Source organism: Sphingomonas arvum (assembly GCF_026013565.1).
Taxonomy (GTDB): domain Bacteria; phylum Pseudomonadota; class Alphaproteobacteria; order Sphingomonadales; family Sphingomonadaceae; genus Sphingomicrobium; species Sphingomicrobium arvum.
Map to the genome: position 1 here is coordinate 248,285 of NZ_JAPDOB010000002.1, position 17,164 is coordinate 265,448.

Here is a 17,164-nt window from a genome sequence, read left to right on the forward strand (position 1 = left end):
GCGGCGCCGGCACTTTATTCGTAGTCGCCACCGCTCGGGGTCGGGCGCGGCGGGGCAGCGGCGGTCAGGCGCAGAGCCTCGGCCGACTCGCTCAGCGATGCCAGCTCGTCCGTCTCGTCCTCTTCGTCCATCCGGACGCGCTGCAGGCTCGAGACCACGGCCTCGTGCAGGTCGCGCGGACGGACCGTCTCTTCTGCGATCTCGCGCAAGGCCACGACCGGGTTCTTGTCGCGATCACGATCGATCGTCAGGTCGGCGCCGCCCGAGATCTGTCGCGCCCGCTGGGCAGCAACCAGGACCAGGTCGAACCGGTTCGGAACCTTGTCGACGCAATCTTCGACGGTGACGCGCGCCATGACCGGCAGCCTCTTTGTTGCAAGCAAAGCTTGGGATGGAAGAGCGGCGACCTAGGCAGTGAACACCTTCAAGTCAAGGTTGCGGGCTCCAAATCCGTTTCAGGTGCGTTACGCCCGCGATGCTTGCCACCCTCTTCCGAACTGTCCAACAGCCGGCCATGGACGAGGACGTTCCAGCGCCGCCAACCGCTCCCCGGATCGCCGCCACCGTGGCCGGCACCCGGCTGGAATTGCTGGACAGGGGGACGGAGCGGCTGAGCGCCCTTTTGGAGCTGATTGACTCGGCAACAAGCAGCATCCGGCTGCTGTTCTACATGATGAACCCGGATGCGGCCGGCGAAGCGGTCGCCGATGCCTTGGTCCGGGCCGCCCGGCGCGGCGTCGCGGTGCGGCTGCTGCTCGACGGCTTCGGCTCGTCGGTGACGCCCGCCTTCTTCCAGCCGCTCGCCGACGCTGGCGGCAGCTTTATCCTGTTCCATCCGCACATCGGCCGCCGCTACCTGCTGCGCAATCACCAGAAGATGGTCGTGGTCGACGAGACCCGGGCGCTGATCGGCGGCGCGAACATCGACACGCATTACCTCAGCGATCGCGGCGACGGGCACTGGCGCGACCTGTGGCTGCTGCTGGACGGCGCGGCAGTGAAGGCGGCGGCCAGGTATTTTGACGCCATCTACCGCTGGAGCGCCATCCCCAATGGCAAGATCCGCAGCCTGCGCCGGATCATCCAGCGCCATTCCCAGCGCAAGGGCGCATTGCAGTGGCGTTTCTCCGGACCGATGCGGCGCCGCAACCCGTGGCCGACCCAGATCGCGAAGGAGATCATCACCGGCAGCCGCTTCGACCTGATCGCCGCCTACTTCTCGCCGCCGTTCGCCATGCTGCGGCGGATCGCCCGCATGGGCCGGCGAGGCCAGGTGCGGATCGTCACCGCCGCCCGCTCCGACAATGACGCAACCATCGCCGCCGCGCGGCACACCTATGCCAAGCTGCTCCGCAACGGCGTGGAGATGTACGAATATCAGCCGGCCAAGCTGCACACCAAGCTGGCGATCGTCGACGACGTGGTCCACATCGGCTCGTCGAACTTCGACTTCCGCAGCCTGTACCTCAACCTGGAGGTGATGCTGCGCATCGACGACGCCGGCTTCGCGGCGCAGATGCGCGGCTATTTCGAGCGGGAATTGGCCGACAGCCTGCGGATCACGCCGGAGGTCCACAAGGCACGTGCGGGGCTGTTGCGACGGCTCAAGTGGACGATCAGCCACTGGCTGGTGACCGGCGTCGACTACACGGTGACCCGCCGCCTGAACTTCGGCGCGGAGGCTTAGCTCCGCGGCTCGCGGTAAGCCCAGAACAGGGTCGCGGGCGGCACGTTGATCCACTCGAACCCGCGCTCGATCCGCTCGAACACGGGGGCGATGAAGTCGCGGACCTTGGGGCTGAACTGGTAGACCAGGAAGGCGCCGCCCGGCCGGATCACGCGCGAGGTGGCGGCGCCGATCGCATCGCCCACGCCCGGCGGCAGGGTGGAGAAGGGCAGGCCCGACAGCACGTAGTCGGCATGGGGAAAGCCGCGGTCGGCCAGAATCTTCTCCACGTCCGCGGCCGAGCCCGTCACTGGAAGCAGTCGCTCGTCGTCGATTGCACCCTTTAAATAGTCGGTGAAATCCGGATTGGTGTCGATGGTGATCAGCGTGGCGTCCGCGCTCAGCCGCTCCAGGATCGGCCGGGTGAACGTGCCGACGCCCGGGCCATATTCGACGAATACCTTGGCGTTGGCCCAGTCGACCGGCGCCAGCATCTTGTCGATCAATTTCTGGCTCGACGGGATGATCGACCCGACCATCACCGGATTCTTGATGAAGCCACGCAGGAATTGCAGCCGCGGATTGGCGGCGCGGGCCCGGCGGCGCGCATGGCGACGCTGTTCCTTGAGCGCTCGGGCGGACGTGGCGTGCATGGATACTCCGGATCGGACGGACGGGAAGTGCGACCGTCAAGCAAATGCCGCGCGGATACGCAAGTTCCCCCAGCTTTTCCTTGCGACGGCAGGCACGCGGGGTACAGCCATAGCCGATGGATGCTCCCCGGACCACCCGCAGGGTCGCCGGCTCGGCCCTGACCACGCCGCATTTCCTGCTGCTGTTCTCGGCCATGCTAGTGGCGGCCGCAGGAAATACGGCGCTCCAGTCGGTGATGCCGGCGATCGGCCGCGCGGTCGGGATCGCCGACTTCTGGGTAGCAATCGCCTACACGTGGAGCGCGGTGCTGTGGGTCGGGCTGGCGCCCTATTGGGCGGAGAAGAGCGACCATCACGGGCGCAAGGCGCTGACGATGCTGGGCCTAACAGGCTTCGTGGTCTCAATGACGCTGTGCGGGCTGGTGCTGGTGGGTGGGCTCAAAGGCTGGATGTCGGCGCCGCTCACCTTCGGGCTGTTTGCCGTGTTTCGCGCCATCTACGGCGGCCTGGGCTGTGCCACCCCCAGCGCCACGCAGGCCTATCTCGCGTCTAAGACCCGTCGCTCCGCCCGGACGGGTGCGCTGTCGGCCCTGTCAAGCAGCTTTGGGCTTGGCACCATCGTCGGCCCAGCGCTGGCGCCGTTGTTCGTGCTCCCCTTCGTCGGCTTGCCGGGGCCGTTGTTCGCCTTCGCGCTGATTGGGGTGGGAGTGCTGTTAGCGGTGCTGAAATGGCTGCCTGACGACCTCAAGGGCGAGCGCGAGGGTCGGGGTGCGGCCATGAGCTATCCAAGCATCGCATCCATGATCACCGGGGCCAGCGTGCGCGCGGCGACCACGCCCACGCGGCAGAAGCGGCTTTCCTGGCGCGACGGGCGCATCCGGCCTTGGATCGTCGCCGGAGTCACGGCCGGGCACGCGCAGGCCGCCAGCCTGACCTGCATTGGGTTCTTCATCATCGATACGCTGCACCTCACCTCGAACGGCGCGGAGGGGCCGATATCCATCGTGATGATGGCCGGGGCAGCGGGAACGCTGGCGGCGCAATGGGGGATCATCCCCCGGCTCAACCTTGCGCCTCGCTCGCTACTGCTGTGGGGCTCGCTGATCGCCGCAGTTGGCCTCACCATCACCATGCTGGCCGGAGCACTATACGGACTGGTGCTCGGCTTCGCGGTGACCTCCATCGGGTTTGGTTTCACCCGGCCGGGCTTCACCTCGGGCGCGAGCCTGGCCGTGCCGCTCGCCGAGCAGGGCGGGGTGGCGGGGGTGATCACCTCCGCCAACGGCATCAGCTACATCCTCGCGCCTGGCGTCGGCATGGCGCTGTACGGCCTCGACCCGCACCTGCCGTTTGCCGTCTGCACCGCTATCGTGCTGGCGCTGGCGGTACTTGCCCGGCGCATGCCCTAGCCCTGCTTCTCCGCCGAGCGCGGGCGCAGCATGCCGGGGCTGACGAAGCCGATCCCGCCCCCGTCCGGCCGCACCGCGTCCGACTTCAGCGTGTCCTGGATGCGCTCATATTCCTGCAGCATCTCCGGCGTGACCGACGCGCGCGTGTCGAGCAGCGCAGCTTCAAAGTCGGCCATGCCGACCTGGGCCGAGTCGAGACCACGGCGCAGCGCCGTCAGGCCTGCGCGCCGGGTGAGGTCCTCCAGGTCGGCGCCGGTGAACCGCTCGGTGCGCCGGGCCAGCGCCTCCAGGTCGACGTCGGGTCCGAGCGGCATGCCGGAGGTGTGGATCGCCAAGATCCGCCGCCGCCCGGCCGTATCCGGCGGCCCGACATAGACCAGTTCGTCGAGGCGCCCGGGCCGAAGCAAGGCAGGGTCAATCAGGTTCGGGCGGTTGGTGGCGCCGATCAGGACGACCCCCTGCAGTTCCTCCAGCCCGTCCATCTCGGCCAGGATGGTATTGACCACCCGCTCAGTCACCTGCGGTTCGCCCAGACCTCCACCGCGCGCGGGTACCAGGCTGTCGAGCTCGTCGATAAAGATCACCGTCGGGGCGACTTGGCGGGCGCGGGCGAACAGGCGGGCGATTTGCTGCTCGCTTTCGCCATACCATTTGGAGAGGAGGTCCGAGCTCTTGATGGCGATGAAGTTCGCCTGGCTTTCGCGCGCCGTCGCCTTGGCCAGCAGCGTCTTGCCGGTGCCGGGCGGACCATAAAGCAGGAAGCCCTTGGCCGGCCGGATACCGAGCCGCTTGAACGCCTCGGGGTGCTTCAACGGCAGCTCAACGCCTTCCTTGAGCCGAGCCGCGGACTGGTCGAGGCCGCCGACATCTTCCCAGCCGATGTTGGGCACCTGCACCATCACTTCGCGCATGGCCGACGGCTGCACCCGCTTCAGCGCGCCTTCGAAGTCGTTGCCGGTCACCGCCAGCCGATCCAGCACCTCCGTCGGGATGGTCGCTTCGTCCAGGTTCAGTTCCGGCATGATCCGCCGCACCGCCTCCAGCGCCGCTTCGCGGACCAGCGCCGCCAGGTCAGCGCCGACGAAGCCGTAGGTGCGCCGGGCCAGCTCATCCAGATCGGCGCCGCCGTCCAGCGGCATGCCGCGGGTGTGGATGCCCAGGATCTCGCGCCGGCCGCGCTCGTCGGGCACGCCGACCACGATCTCGCGGTCGAACCGGCCCGGCCGGCGCAGCGCTTCGTCGATCGCTTCCGGGCGGTTGGTCGCCGCGATCACGACCAGGTTCTGGCGCGGCTCCAGTCCGTCCATCAACGTCAGCAGCTGCGCGACCAGCCGCTTCTCGGCCTCGCCGGTCACCTGGCCGCGCTTTGGCGCGATCGAGTCGATCTCGTCGATGAAGATGATCGACGGAGCGGCCTGGGCTGCCTCCTCGAACAGCTCACGCAGCTTCTTTTCCGACTCGCCGTAAGCGGAGCCCATCACCTCTGGCCCGGCGATGTGGAAGAATTGCGCGTCGCTCTCGTTGGCGACGGCGCGCGCCAGACGGGTCTTGCCGGTACCCGGCGGGCCGTGGAGCAGCACGCCCTTAGGCGGATCAACGCCGAGGCGCTGGAACAGCTCGGGGTGACGCAGCGGCAGCTCGACCATTTCGCGCAGCGCGTCGATCGTGTCCTTGAGGCCGCCCAGGTCATCGTAGGTCACATCGGCGCGGCGCTCGCCATGCTGCTCGGTGAACTCGGGCAGCAACTCGACCACCGTGTCGCGGTCGATGTGGACAATCCCGCGCGGGGCGGTGCTGACCACCGTCAGCCGGATCTCTTGCAACGCGAAGGCCGGCGCGTTGAGCATCGCCCGGACATGCTCGGGCATGTCGGCATTGACACGCTGGTGACCGGTGGTGGCGACCGTGTCGCCGGCGGTCAGCGGCCGGGTCGCGAAGCTGCGCTGCAGCGCATCGGTCGATCCGGCGAGGCGGATGTTGTTCTGCGCCGGGGCGAACACCACGCGGGTGGCGGGCCGGCTGGTCGCCTTGCGCACTTCCACGAAATCGCCCGAACCGACGCCCGCATTGGCCCGCTGGAGGCCGTCGAGGCGGATGATGTCGAGGCCTTCGTCGTCGCCGTAAGGGCGGATGGCGCGCGCCGGAGTGGAGCGCTTGCCGACGATCTCCACCACATCGCCGTCGGCCAGGCCCTGCTCGTCCATGAACTTCTTGGGCAAGCGGGCAATGCCACGACCGCTGTCGGCGGGGGGCAGGTTGGCCACCTGCAAGCGGCGGACTTCGGTCTCTACATCAGCCATTCAAAACTCCTTGCGCCGCCCAACGGAGGGCGGCGGCATGGGTTCAATCTGGGTCCGGCGTGGCTGGAGAAAAGGCGGCTGCCTAAGAAAAAGCCACCACTGTCCACTTCGTCCACTTCGCTCCGGGAACGGCGCCAGGCACTCGATCAGCGATGACGAGGGCGGCGAGCGGACCATGGCGCCGCGACTGTACGGAACGAACGGCGCGTAGGACAGCGAAGCCGTCAGTGGACCAGCTTGGCGACCTTGCGCAGGACGGCGCGGGGCAGGAAGCGATGGCCCTGCGCGCCGACCTTGTTGACCGTGCCCGGGATGACCACGGGCTTGTTGGCGGACACCCCGGCGAGGCCCGCCGCGACGACCGGTGCGCTGGCCATGGCCAACTTCTCGATCCGGCTGCCTTGGCCATAGGCGGCGACGTCAAAGAACTCGGTCGCGGTCGGTCCGGGGCACAAGGCGGTGACATGGACGCCGGTGCCCGCCAGCTCCTCGTGCAATGCTTCGGTGAAGCTCAGCACATAGGCCTTGGTGGCGTAGTACACGGCGGCGCCGGGCCCCGGCTGGAAGGCGGCGGTGGAGGCCACGTTGAGGATGCCGCCGCGGCGCCGCTCGATCATGCCGGGCAGGGCAAGGCGGGTGAGCTCCGTCAAGACGCCGCAGTTGAGATCGATCATCTGCCGCAGCCGGGTGGCGGGCAGGTCGGCCACTTTGCCGCCCGCGCCGAACCCGGCGTTGTTGACCAGCAGGTCGACATGCTCGCCGTTCGCCGCGACGTCGGCCAGCAGGCGCTCGGCCGCGCCTGCTTCGGAGAGGTCGAGCGCCACGGCGCGGGCGCTGCCGAGCTCGGCGGCGAGCGCGTCCAGTCGCTCCTTGCGCCGGGCGACCAGCACCAGCCGGGCGCCCTCGGCGCTGAGCTGGCGGGCGAAGTCGACGCCGAGGCCGGCCGACGCGCCGGTGATCAGGGCAACGGGTGCGGTCATGAGTGCCTCCTGCAAGTATCTCGCTCGTCCTGAGCGGAGCACGGGAGGTTCGTAGTCGAAGGGCGTTCGTGTGGCGATACGCCCTTCGACTACGCTGCGCTCCGCTCAGGACGAGCGGAGAACGTGTGGCTTAGGCCACCGTCGCCTTTTCGATCTTGCCCGGCTGGCGCGGCGGCTCGCCCACGGGGAGGGCGTCGACATGCTCCATGCCGCTCTCGACCTGGCCCCAGACGGTGTACTGCTTGTCGAGGAAGCGGGCGTCGTCGAAACAGATGAAGAACTGGCTGTTGGCCGTGTTCGGCTGGTTGGTCCGGGCCATGGAGCAGGTGCCGCGCACGTGCGGCTCGGCGTTGAACTCGGCCTTGAGGTCCGGGAGCTTGGAGCCGCCCGAGCCGGTGCCCGTCGGATCGCCGCCCTGCGCCATGAAGCCGGGGATTACGCGGTGGAACACCACGCCGTCGTAGAAGCCCTCGCTGGCCAGACTGGTGATCCGCTCCACGTGGCCGGGCGCGAGGTCCGGACGCAGGCGGATGACGACGTCGCCGCCGCTGGACAGGGTAAGGGTCAGGGTCTGCGGCGTGTCGGCCATGTCGCTAGTGCTCCGATCGGGAAAGGAAGCCGGCCATGTAGGACCGGGTGCCGCCTTGCGCCAGAGCGGGCGCAGCCATAGGAGGGCCGCATCCGTCGGGAAGGGGTTAAGGCATGAGCGAAAGCGAGAAGTTCGCCACCGCCGCGCCTGTGCTCGAAGAATCGGCCGTGCTGCCGCCTGCCGCAGAGCCCGATAGCGCCATCATGGACGCGGAGGACCGGCTTCGGCCGCAGTTCGTCGCGGAAGTGCTCGACGCGGTCCACGAAGGCGACGTCGACACCGCCCGTACCCTCGTCGCGCCGCTCCACCCGGCGGACGTCGCCGACCTGATTGAGCTCGCCCGCGCCGACGAGCGCGACGGGCTGGTCGCCGCGCTGGCCGAGCTGGTCGACGCGGACGTGATCGCGGAGATGAACGAGCACGTCCGCGAGCTGCTGGTCGAGCAGATGGCCCCGGAGCGGGTGGCCGAGATCGCCGGCGAGCTCGAGACGGACGACGCCGTCGCGATCATCGAAGACCTGGAGGAGGACGAGCAGCGCGCCGTGCTCCGGGCGATGGAGCCGGACGACCGGGCCGCCATCGAGGAAGCGCTGACCTACGGCGAGGAGACCGCCGGCCGCCTGATGCAGCGCGACCTGATCGCGGTGCCGGAACATTGGACCGTCGGCCAGGTGATCGACTACCTTCGTTCCGACGAGGAACTGTCTAACGACTTCTGGGAAGTGTTCGTCGTCTCGCCCAACCACCATCCGGTCGGAACCTGCAAGCTTTCAACGATCCTGCGCTCGCCCCGGCGCGTGCGGGTCAGCGACATCATGGCGCACGAGCAGACGCTGATCCCGGTCGACATGGACCAGGAAGACGTGGCGCTCCGCTTCCAGAAATATGCGCTGGTGTCGGCGGCCGTGGTCGACGGCAGCGGGCGGCTGGTCGGGATGATCACGGTGGACGACGTCGTGCACATCATCCAGGCCGAGGCGAGCGAGGACGTGCTGCTGCTGTCGGGCGCGGGCGAGGGCGACATCAACGAACCGGTGCGCGACAGCTACAAGGCGCGGGTCCGCTGGCTGATGGCCAATCTACTGACCGCGCTGGTTGCGTCGACCATCATCCGGGTGTTTGAAGCCTCAATCGAGCGGCTTGCGATATTGGCGGCGCTGATGCCGATCGTCGCGGGCGTCGGCGGGAACGCGGGCACGCAGACGCTGGCGGTGACCGTGCGTGCGCTGGCCACCAACCAGCTGACCGGTTCCAACCGCTGGCGGGCGGTCGGGCGCGAAATGCGGGTGGCGCTGCTCAACGGCATCACCATCGCAGCGCTCGTCGGGGTGGCGGTGACATTGATCCTGCACAGCCCGCAACTCGGCGCGGTGATCGCCGCCGCCATGCTGTTCAACATCGTCATCGCGGGCTTCGCCGGCGTGCTGGTGCCGGTGACCCTGGAACGGCTGAAGGCCGACCCGGCGGTCGCGAGCAGCATCTTCGTCACCATGGTGACCGATTCGATGGGCTTCCTGATCTTCCTCGGGCTTGCCACGGCGTCGGGCCTGACGGGCTAAGCTCTTGTAATTGCCGTGCCAATTGCGGCACGGGACGACGCGTGCCGAATCTTCACATGACCAAGGTCGCCGTGGGCTGCCGCGACCTGCCGGGGCTGGAACGCCGCATTGCCGGGCGCGTCGACGGAGGCGAAGTGCGGGTGGTCACCCGGATGAAGCCCAAGCGCATGGCCGAGCTGGTCGGCGGCTCCCTTTACTGGATCGTCCAGCACCGGCTGATCGCCTGCCAGACCATCCTGCGGTTCGAAGACCGTCCAGACGGCCGGCTGGACATCGTCTGCGCCGAGCAGCTGAGCCACGTCCCCCCGGCGCCCAAGCGGGCGCACCAGGGCTGGCGCTACCTGGAGGGGGCGGACGCGCCGCAACCGGGAGCGAACGACGACACTGGGCTTAGCCTGCTGCCCCCGCCGCTCTATGGCCGATTGGCCGCGCTCGCGCTGGTCTAGCGGCAGCCGTCGACGGTGGCGGTGCCGACGACCTTGAGCTGACAGGACGGATTGCCGTTCAGCTGCACGGCTGCGAGTCCGGCCGCATCGACCTTGGCCGTGCCGGAGACGCTCGCCTTCACCACTGCCGGGCCCTCGGCCCCGATCACCGCGTCACGAACCGGAAGGCCGGTCGCATCGAGGCTGCCGGGACCGCGCACGACGGCGGTCAGCGCCAGCGCCTTGCCTTCGACCCGGACCGAGGCGCTGCCGGCCAGACCGATCCGCAGCCGGTCAACCTGCACATCGGCGATGCCGGCGACGCCGCTGCCCTGGATGTTCAGTCCGAACTCCAGCCCGCGCACCCGGTCGATGTCGAGCGAGCCGGCCCCATTCACGACCGCACTGGCGACCACGGCGGTGCCCGCCTCGATCCGCACGGGTCCTGCGGGAGCGCCCGGATAGCCGCCCCAGCCGCCCGGATCGGCGCTGACGACCAGGGTCGTGCCTTCGACCCGTAACTTGACCCGGTCGAGCGCGGCGGCGTCACCGGTGGCGCGGGCGAACGGGCCGCGGTTGGTCTGGATGGCGACCGCATAAGGACCCTCGACACGGACCCGGCTGAAGCTCGTCACCGTGTAGCTGCGGGTGGCGGCGCCAGCCGGCGTAGCGGCGGCAAGTGCGAGCAGGATGGCGGAGACGAGGGCGCGGTTCATCATGGCCGCACCCTCGCACCGGCATGGTTAACATGCTCTCAAGAGCAGCGCACGTCGCCCGACCCGGCCTTGCTGACATTGCACTTGGCGCCGCCAGTCACTTCCACGTCGCCCGAACCGGCGATGTCGACGTCGGCCGAAGCGGAGGCATGGGCCTTGATGTTGCCCGACCCGGCGATTTCCGCCTTCAGTCGCTCGACCTGCAGCCCGCCAGCGTCGATGTCACCGCTGCCGGCGATCTCGTAGCGGGCCTCGCCGGCCCGCCCGGCCGCCGTCGCTGCACCCGAGCCGGCGATCTCCAGGCCAAGCTTTCCAACCTGCAATTGGCCGATGCCGAGGTTGCCCGAGCCGGCGACGGAGCCGGTGAACTCGCCCGTCTGGACCCGGTCGACCTTGATGTCGCCGGATCCCGCCACTGCCGCGCCGGTCAGCATCGGCACGGTCACCTGGAATGCGGCCTTGCCGCCGCGCCAGTTGAAGCCGCGGCCGAACCAGCGGCCGTCCTTCTTGGGATGAATGTGCAGTGTCCCGTCCTTGACCTCGACGACCGTTTGCTCAAGCAAGTTCTGCGCGCCGCGGGCCTGGGCCGACGGCTGGCCGCCGGTCGCCACCGTGACGTCGTACGGACCAGCTACCTCCAGCTTGTCGAACCCGCTTACGGCGAACTGCCGCTGTACGGTGGGTCCGCCGTCCTGCGCCTGGCCCACGCTGCATCCGCCCAGCGCCAGCATCGCGCCAGCGGCCACCATCGTCCCTCGCAGCATCACAACTTCTCCCTACTGTGTTGTAGAGATAATACACAGCGGGGGCGCTCGGGCAAGTCGTCGGCCAACGTTCGTCGACCGGGACGGGCTGTCGGCAGAACGAAAAAGGGCGCCTCCCGCGGGAAGCGCCCTTTGTCGTCGGTCGAACTGATGCCTTGCCCTAGTCGGCGTCCGCGTCGGCCTCGACCACGTCCTTGCTCTTGTGATGGATCACCGCCGCCTTGTTCAGGATGTCGAGGATCTTGGCGAGCGCACCCTTCTCGTCGGTCTGCTCCATCGCGCCCAGCTCGCGCGCCAGGCGCGACGAGGCTGCCTCGAAGATCTGCCGCTCCGAATAGCTCTGCTCGGGTGCGTCGTCGGGGCGGAACAGATCGCGGGTCACTTCGGCAATCGACGTCAGGTCGCCCGAGTTGATCTTCGCCTCATATTCCTGGGCGCGGCGCGACCACATGGTGCGCTTGACCTTAGGCTTGCCCTTCAGGGTTTCGAGCGCCGCCTGCATGGTCTTGTCGCTGGACAGCTTACGCATGCCCACCGAGTCGGCCTTGTTGACCGGCACGCGCAGAGTCATTTTTTCCTTTTCGAAGCGGAGCACGTAGAGATCAAGCCGAGTGCCGGCGATCTCCGTGCTCTGCAGCTCCACAACGCGGCCAACACCATGCTTGGGGTACACGACATAATCGCCAACGTCGAAGCTAAGCGCCTTCGCTGCCATTCTTCACCTTTCTAAGTGCGAGAAAGAGGCGGCCCGTCACCGGTGCCCCCAAGTCAACCGGCGGTTGCGGCTTCTTTCTCTCAGGACAGAACTGCTTATTGCGGCAAGGCCGCCCAACGCTGGAGCGGCCTGTCGGTTCAGTCTTTAACACAAACTAATCTAAATCGCCAGTCCAAGTTGTAACGGAAGTGCCTCGTCCCGTTCACAAAGACCCGACAGCCCCAGCCCCAGCAGACGAACTCCCCTGGGCACCGGCAGCAAACGTTCCAGGAGGTGGTGCCCGGCGGCGGAAAACCGCCGAAGGTCGGCGATTGGCTCCGGCGAGCTGCAGGCCCGGCTGATCAGCTGAAAGTCGGCGTATCTGACCTTAAGGGTGACCGTCCGGCCCGCCACCGAGTGGCGCTCGATCCGCTGCCAGGCGAGCCCGGCCACGCGGTCCAGCTCGGCATGCAGCGCCGCTGGGTCCGAGAGGTCCGAATCGAACGTCCGCTCCGCGCTGACCGACTTAGCCTGCCGCTCGGATCGGACCGGTCGCTCGTCGATCCCGCGGCAGATGCGGTGGTACCATTCGCCCGAACTGCCGAACCGGCCGGTCAGTTCTTCGAGGCTAAGCTGCTGTAGATCGGCGCCCGTGTGGATGCCGAGCGCGTTCAGCCGCTCGGCGGTCTTGGGCCCGATCCCGTGGAAGCGGCCGACCGGCAGCGACGCGATGTAGCGCGCCGCTTCGTGCGGGCGGATGACGCACAGCCCGTCCGGCTTGTTCTGGTCGGACGCCAGCTTGGCGACGAACTTGCAACAGGACACGCCGGCGGAGGCGGTGAGCTGGGTTTCGGCGCGGATGCGGCGGCGGATGTCCTCGGCGATGGCTTTGGCCGAGCCGAGGCCCAGCCGATCCTCGGTCACGTCGAGATAGGCTTCGTCCAAACTCAGTGGCTCGATCAGGTCGGTATAGTCGGCGAAGATGGCGCGAATCTGCCCGCTGACGTCCCGGTAGGCGTCGAAGCGCGGCTTCACGAATACGAGATCCGGGCAGCGCCGCCGGGCGGTCACGGAGGGCAGGGCGGAGCGGACGCCGAACTTGCGCGCCTCGTAGCTGGCGGCGGCGACCACGCCGCGGTGTCCGCCGCCGACCGCGACCGGCTTGCCCCTTAGCTCTGGATTGTCGCGCTGCTCCACGCTGGCGAAGAAGGCATCCATGTCGACATGGATGATCTTGCGCGTCGGACTCGGGCTGTTCACGCCCCGTTCCTAGCGGCGGCAGCCCGCTTTCGCCAAGACTTTCGGCCGCCTTTGCACCCGGCGCGCCTTGCCGCTAAAGCGCCGGCCAAACTCCCGATCCGCTCAGGAAACTCCCGATGAACATCCACGAATACCAGGCCAAGGAATTGCTCGCGAAGTACGGCGTGCCGGTGCCCGCCGGACACGCCGCGATGAGCGTCGAAGAAGCAGTCGAAGCGGCGAAGCAGCTGCCCGGGCCGCTGTGGGTGGTCAAGGCGCAGATTCATGCGGGCGGCCGCGGCAAGGGCAAGTTCAAGGAGCTGGGCCCCGACGCCAAGGGCGGCGTGCGGCTGGCCAAGAGCGTCGATGAGGTGCGCGAGCACGCGGCCGAGATGCTGGGCAAGACACTGGTCACGGTGCAGACGGGCGACGCCGGCAAGGAAGTGCAGCGGCTGTACATCACGGACGGCGTGGACATTGCCAAGGAGTTCTACCTCGCGCTGCTGGTCGACCGCGAAACCGGCCGGGTCGCGGTGGTCGCCTCCACGGAAGGTGGCATGGACATCGAGACGGTCGCGCACGACACGCCTGACCGGATCCACACGATCACCATCGACCCGGCGACCGGGCTGATGCCGCATCACGGCCGCGCCGTCGCGGCGGCGCTGGGCCTGACCGGTGACCTCGCAAAGCAGGCCGCCAAGGTGCTTGCCGGCCTATACGCCGCTTTCCAGGGCACGGACGCCTCGCAGATCGAGATCAACCCCCTCGCGATCACCGAAGACAACAAGCTGATGGTGCTGGACGCCAAGGTCGGCTTCGATTCCAACTCGATGTTCCGCCACAAGGACCTGGCCGAGCTGCGCGACCTCACCGAAGAGGATCCGCAGGAAATCGAGGCCAGCAAGTACGACCTCGCCTACATCAAGCTCGACGGCGACATTGGCTGCATGGTGAACGGCGCGGGCCTCGCCATGGCGACCATGGACATCATCAAACTGAACGGCGCGGAGCCAGCCAACTTCCTCGACGTCGGCGGCGGCGCGAACAAGGAGAAGGTCACGGCGGCGTTCAAGATCATCCTCGCCGACCCATCGGTGAAGGGCATCCTGGTCAACATCTTCGGCGGTATCATGAAGTGCGACATCATCGCGGACGGCATCGTCGCCGCCGCGCGCGAGGTCGACCTCAAGGTTCCGCTGGTGGTCCGACTGGAAGGCACCAATGTCCAGCAGGGCAAAGACATTCTGGCCAACAGCGGCCTGCCGATCGTCGCCGCCAACGACCTGGGCGATGCCGCCGCCAAGATCGTCGCCGAGGTCAAGAAGGCCGCCTAGAGGGACCCCAGACCGGGCTCCCGCGTTCGCGGGGGCACAACGGAGAAGCACATGAAGGTACTCGTCGCCGTCAAGCGCGTGATTGATTACAACGTGAAGCCGCGGGTGAAGATGGACGGCACCGGCGTCGATCTCGCCAACGTCAAGATGAGCATGAACCCCTTCGACGAGATCGCCGTCGAGGAAGCCATCCGCCTCAAGGAAAAAGGCGGCGCGACCGAGGTAGTCGTGGTCTCCATCGGCCCGGCCAAGGCGCAGGAAACGCTGCGCACCGCGCTGGCGATGGGCGCCGACCGCGCCATTCTGGTCACCAGCGAGACGGACGTCGAGCCGCTGGCAGTGGCCAAGATCCTGGCCAAGATCGCCGAAGAGGAGCAGCCGCAGCTGGTGCTCGTCGGCAAGCAGGCGATCGACGACGATTCGAGCCAGGTCGGGCAGATGCTCGGCGCGCTGACCGGCTATCCGCAGGGCACATTCGCTTCCAAGGTCGACGTGGCCGGCGACAGCGTAAACGTGACCCGCGAAGTGGACGGCGGGCTGGAGACGGTGGCGCTGAGGCTGCCGGCGATCGTCACCACCGACCTGCGGTTGAACGAGCCACGCTACGCCTCGCTGCCCAACATCATGAAGGCCAAGTCGAAGCCGCTCGCGACCAAGTCGCCGGCCGATTACGGCGTGGACATCGCGCCGCGGCTGGAGACGCTGAAGGTCGCCGAGCCGTCCAAGCGATCGGCCGGCGTGAAGGTCGGCTCGGTCGACGAGCTGGTGGCGAAACTGAAGTCGATTGGAGCAGTGGCATGACGATCCTGGTTCTCGGCGAACAGCATGGCGGCAAGGTCAAGGACTCGACCCTCGCCACGCTCGGCGCGGCGGCGCAGATCGGCGGCGACGTCCACCTGCTGCTGATCGGCTCGGAGGCGAGCGGCGCGGCAGACGACGCGAAGAGCATCGCGGGCGTGTCCAGGGTGCTGGTCGCGGCCGACGCGGCGCTCGACCATGAGCTGGCGGAAGCGGCGGCGCCGTTGATTGCGCGGCTCGGCGCCGACTACGACCATCTCCTGTTCAGCTCCACGACCACCGGCCGCAACATCGCGCCGCGGGTCGCCGCGCTGCTCGACCTGGCGCAGGTCAGCGACATCATCGCGGTGGAAGGTCCCGACACGTTCCAGCGGCCGATCTACGCCGGCAACGCCATCGCCACCGTCCGCTCGACGGACGCCAAGAAGGTCATCACCGTCCGCGGCACCGCCTTCACCAAGGCGGAACGGGGCGCCGGCTCGGCCGAGGTGCAGAGCGTCGATGCGGGCGTCAATAACGACAAGTCTAGCTTCGTCTCGATGGACGCCAGCGAGAGCGAGCGGCCCGAGCTGACGAGCGCCAAGATCATCGTCTCGGGTGGCCGCGCGCTCGGCTCCGGCGACGCCTTTCACCAGTATATCGAACCGCTCGCCGACAAGCTCGGCGCGGCGGTCGGCGCCAGCCGCGCGGCGGTCGATGCGGGCTACGTGCCGAACGACTATCAGGTCGGCCAGACCGGCAAGATCGTCGCCCCGGAGCTGTACGTCGCCATCGGCATCTCCGGCGCGATCCAGCACCTGGCCGGCATGAAGGACAGCAAAGTCATCGTCGCCATCAACAAGGACGAGGAAGCACCGATCTTCCAGGTGGCGGACGTCGGCCTCGTGGGCGACCTGTTCAAGATCCTGCCGGAGCTGACCGAGAAGCTGTAGGTCTTCCCTGCTGGGTAGACGGTCAGCATCTGCCGACTTAGCCTCTGCGCGCCGGATTGACTTGGTGACGGGGGCTGGTGCGTGAGAATGATGGTGGCGGCGTTCTCGCTGCTTGGCTCGACCGTTTCTGCGGCGCCGAAGGAATCGATCCGGCTCGCGCCCCTCAGCCCGTGGAACCTCCACTACGGCGATAATAGCTGCCGGTTGGGCCGGCTGTTCGGATCGGCTGCCAAGCCGACCTCATTGGTGCTTGAGCGGATTTCACCGGGCGGCTCGATGAGCCTGCTGGTCTTCGGCGGCGACCTGAAGGCTCGTGAAGGAGAGGCAGGTGGGTCCGTTCAACTGCTGCCGGTCCCAGGCCGCGAGTTCGATACGGGCGGAGTGACTCAGACCGCCGAGACGGAAGAGCCGGCCATCCTGTGGCCGCACATCGAATTGCTCGCACCGCACCGGAAATCTCGTCAGGAGTTACGGGAGGAATACCAGCAGGCAGAGCACGAGCAGCCGAAGGCTGCTGCAATCCGGGCAGAGGAGGACGCTAACGCAAAGCTGATTACGAGCTTTGCGATTCGCGAGCCGAGCGGACGAACCCTCATTCTGGAGACCGGTTCTCTGGGTCGTGCCAACGCCCTGATGCGGGACTGCGCGCGGCAACAGCTACTTGCTTGGGGTATCGATCCGGCAGTGCAGGAGAAGATCGTAAAGCCGGCCCGCACGAAGAACCTGCCTGGGCTGTTCAGTTCGAGCGACTATCCCCCAGGCGCCGCTGCCCGTGGCGAGCAATCGATTGTCGAAGCACGGCTCAATATCGACGCGGAAGGTCGCGTGAGAAAATGTACCAGCCTGACCTATTTCAAGGCGCCTGAATTCGCGGAGGTTGTCTGCCGGCGGTTGAGCAAAGCACGTTATACTCCTGCAGAGCTGGCCGACGGAACGAAGGTCCCGACCTACGACCTCGCAACGATCAAGTTCCTCAGGCCCTGAGACCAGAGCCGCCAGGTCAAGCGGGGCCTATCCTTGCTTCATCTTAAGGCAGGCGGAACTCTGGCGTGTCCACCTCCGCCAGCGCATCCGCAATGACCGGTAGCGGCACGTCCTCGGCA

General features: G+C 67.6%; 17 protein-coding genes. 8 read left to right on the forward strand and 9 right to left on the reverse strand.

What is annotated here, in order from left to right; all coding sequences use genetic code 11:
- Window positions 1-14: 14 nt before the first annotated feature.
- Window positions 15-356: a DNA-directed RNA polymerase subunit omega gene (gene rpoZ / locus OMW55_RS08735; RefSeq protein ID WP_264882457.1), complete on the reverse strand. Its 342-nt coding sequence runs from the start codon at window positions 354-356 to the stop codon at window positions 15-17.
- 158 nt (window positions 357-514) lie between these two features.
- Between rpoZ and OMW55_RS08740 the strand changes: the two genes are divergently transcribed.
- Complete coding sequence (locus OMW55_RS08740; protein WP_264882459.1) at window positions 515-1,687, forward strand: phospholipase D-like domain-containing protein; 1,173 nt, start codon at window positions 515-517, stop codon at window positions 1,685-1,687.
- Here the strand turns inward: OMW55_RS08740 and OMW55_RS08745 are convergent.
- Window positions 1,684-2,319 (reverse strand): class I SAM-dependent methyltransferase, encoded by a 636-nt coding sequence (locus tag OMW55_RS08745; protein ID WP_407822132.1) that lies wholly within the window; start codon window positions 2,317-2,319, stop codon window positions 1,684-1,686. The genes OMW55_RS08740 and OMW55_RS08745 overlap by 4 nt on opposite strands.
- Before the next feature lie 116 nt (window positions 2,320-2,435).
- Between OMW55_RS08745 and OMW55_RS08750 the strand changes: the two genes are divergently transcribed.
- Window positions 2,436-3,728: an MFS transporter gene (locus OMW55_RS08750; protein WP_264882461.1), complete on the forward strand. Its 1,293-nt coding sequence runs from the start codon at window positions 2,436-2,438 to the stop codon at window positions 3,726-3,728.
- Here OMW55_RS08750 and OMW55_RS08755 read toward each other — a convergent pair.
- The 3 genes from OMW55_RS08755 to OMW55_RS08765 all read right to left on the reverse strand — a co-directional run bounded on the left by OMW55_RS08755 (window position 3,725) and on the right by OMW55_RS08765 (window position 7,597).
- Window positions 3,725-6,028, reverse strand: coding sequence for a CDC48 family AAA ATPase (locus OMW55_RS08755; RefSeq protein WP_264882462.1), 2,304 nt, complete (start codon window positions 6,026-6,028; stop codon window positions 3,725-3,727). The genes OMW55_RS08750 and OMW55_RS08755 overlap by 4 nt on opposite strands.
- Before the next feature lie 224 nt (window positions 6,029-6,252).
- Window positions 6,253-7,008 (reverse strand): SDR family NAD(P)-dependent oxidoreductase, encoded by a 756-nt coding sequence (locus OMW55_RS08760; protein WP_264882463.1) that lies wholly within the window; start codon window positions 7,006-7,008, stop codon window positions 6,253-6,255.
- Window positions 7,009-7,138: 130 nt separating this feature from the next.
- Window positions 7,139-7,597, reverse strand: a complete 459-nt coding sequence (locus tag OMW55_RS08765; RefSeq protein WP_264882465.1) for a peptidylprolyl isomerase — start codon at window positions 7,595-7,597, stop codon at window positions 7,139-7,141.
- Window positions 7,598-7,710: 113 nt separating this feature from the next.
- Between OMW55_RS08765 and mgtE the strand changes: the two genes are divergently transcribed.
- Together mgtE and OMW55_RS08775 are read left to right on the forward strand one after the other, a co-directional pair.
- A complete protein-coding gene (mgtE, locus tag OMW55_RS08770; protein ID WP_407822133.1) occupies window positions 7,711-9,156 on the forward strand; it encodes a magnesium transporter in 1,446 nt (481 codons plus the stop codon).
- A gap of 56 nt (window positions 9,157-9,212) precedes the next feature.
- Entirely contained in the window at window positions 9,213-9,602 is a 390-nt protein-coding gene (locus OMW55_RS08775) for a DUF1489 domain-containing protein (RefSeq protein WP_264882466.1), read from the forward strand.
- Here the strand turns inward: OMW55_RS08775 and OMW55_RS08780 are convergent.
- The 4 genes from OMW55_RS08780 to dinB form a co-directional block, all read right to left on the reverse strand.
- Window positions 9,599-10,300, reverse strand: coding sequence for a DUF2807 domain-containing protein (locus OMW55_RS08780; protein WP_264882467.1), 702 nt, complete (start codon window positions 10,298-10,300; stop codon window positions 9,599-9,601). The genes OMW55_RS08775 and OMW55_RS08780 overlap by 4 nt on opposite strands.
- Window positions 10,301-10,335: 35 nt before the next feature.
- Window positions 10,336-11,061 (reverse strand): head GIN domain-containing protein, encoded by a 726-nt coding sequence (locus tag OMW55_RS08785; RefSeq protein ID WP_264882468.1) that lies wholly within the window; start codon window positions 11,059-11,061, stop codon window positions 10,336-10,338.
- A 160-nt stretch (window positions 11,062-11,221) separates the two neighbouring features.
- The gene (locus OMW55_RS08790; protein ID WP_264882470.1) at window positions 11,222-11,776 is read right to left on the reverse strand and encodes a CarD family transcriptional regulator; all 555 of its coding nucleotides are present in this window, start codon (window positions 11,774-11,776) and stop codon (window positions 11,222-11,224) included.
- A 159-nt stretch (window positions 11,777-11,935) separates the two neighbouring features.
- A complete protein-coding gene (gene dinB, locus OMW55_RS08795; RefSeq protein WP_264882472.1) occupies window positions 11,936-13,015 on the reverse strand; it encodes a DNA polymerase IV in 1,080 nt (359 codons plus the stop codon).
- Between the two features lie 116 nt (window positions 13,016-13,131).
- Between dinB and sucC the strand changes: the two genes are divergently transcribed.
- The 4 genes from sucC (at window position 13,132) to OMW55_RS08815 (ending at window position 17,045) form a co-directional block, all read left to right on the forward strand.
- On the forward strand, window positions 13,132-14,331 hold the full coding sequence (sucC, locus tag OMW55_RS08800) for an ADP-forming succinate--CoA ligase subunit beta (RefSeq protein ID WP_264882474.1): 1,200 nt from the start codon (window positions 13,132-13,134) through the stop codon (window positions 14,329-14,331).
- Window positions 14,332-14,382: 51 nt separating this feature from the next.
- A complete protein-coding gene (locus OMW55_RS08805; protein WP_264882475.1) occupies window positions 14,383-15,132 on the forward strand; it encodes an electron transfer flavoprotein subunit beta/FixA family protein in 750 nt (249 codons plus the stop codon).
- Window positions 15,129-16,061 (forward strand): electron transfer flavoprotein subunit alpha/FixB family protein, encoded by a 933-nt coding sequence (locus OMW55_RS08810; protein WP_264882476.1) that lies wholly within the window; start codon window positions 15,129-15,131, stop codon window positions 16,059-16,061. The genes OMW55_RS08805 and OMW55_RS08810 overlap by 4 nt, the downstream gene beginning before the upstream one ends.
- 87 nt (window positions 16,062-16,148) lie before the next feature.
- On the forward strand, window positions 16,149-17,045 hold the full coding sequence (locus tag OMW55_RS08815) for an energy transducer TonB (protein ID WP_264882477.1): 897 nt from the start codon (window positions 16,149-16,151) through the stop codon (window positions 17,043-17,045).
- Window positions 17,046-17,164 lie beyond the last annotated feature (119 nt).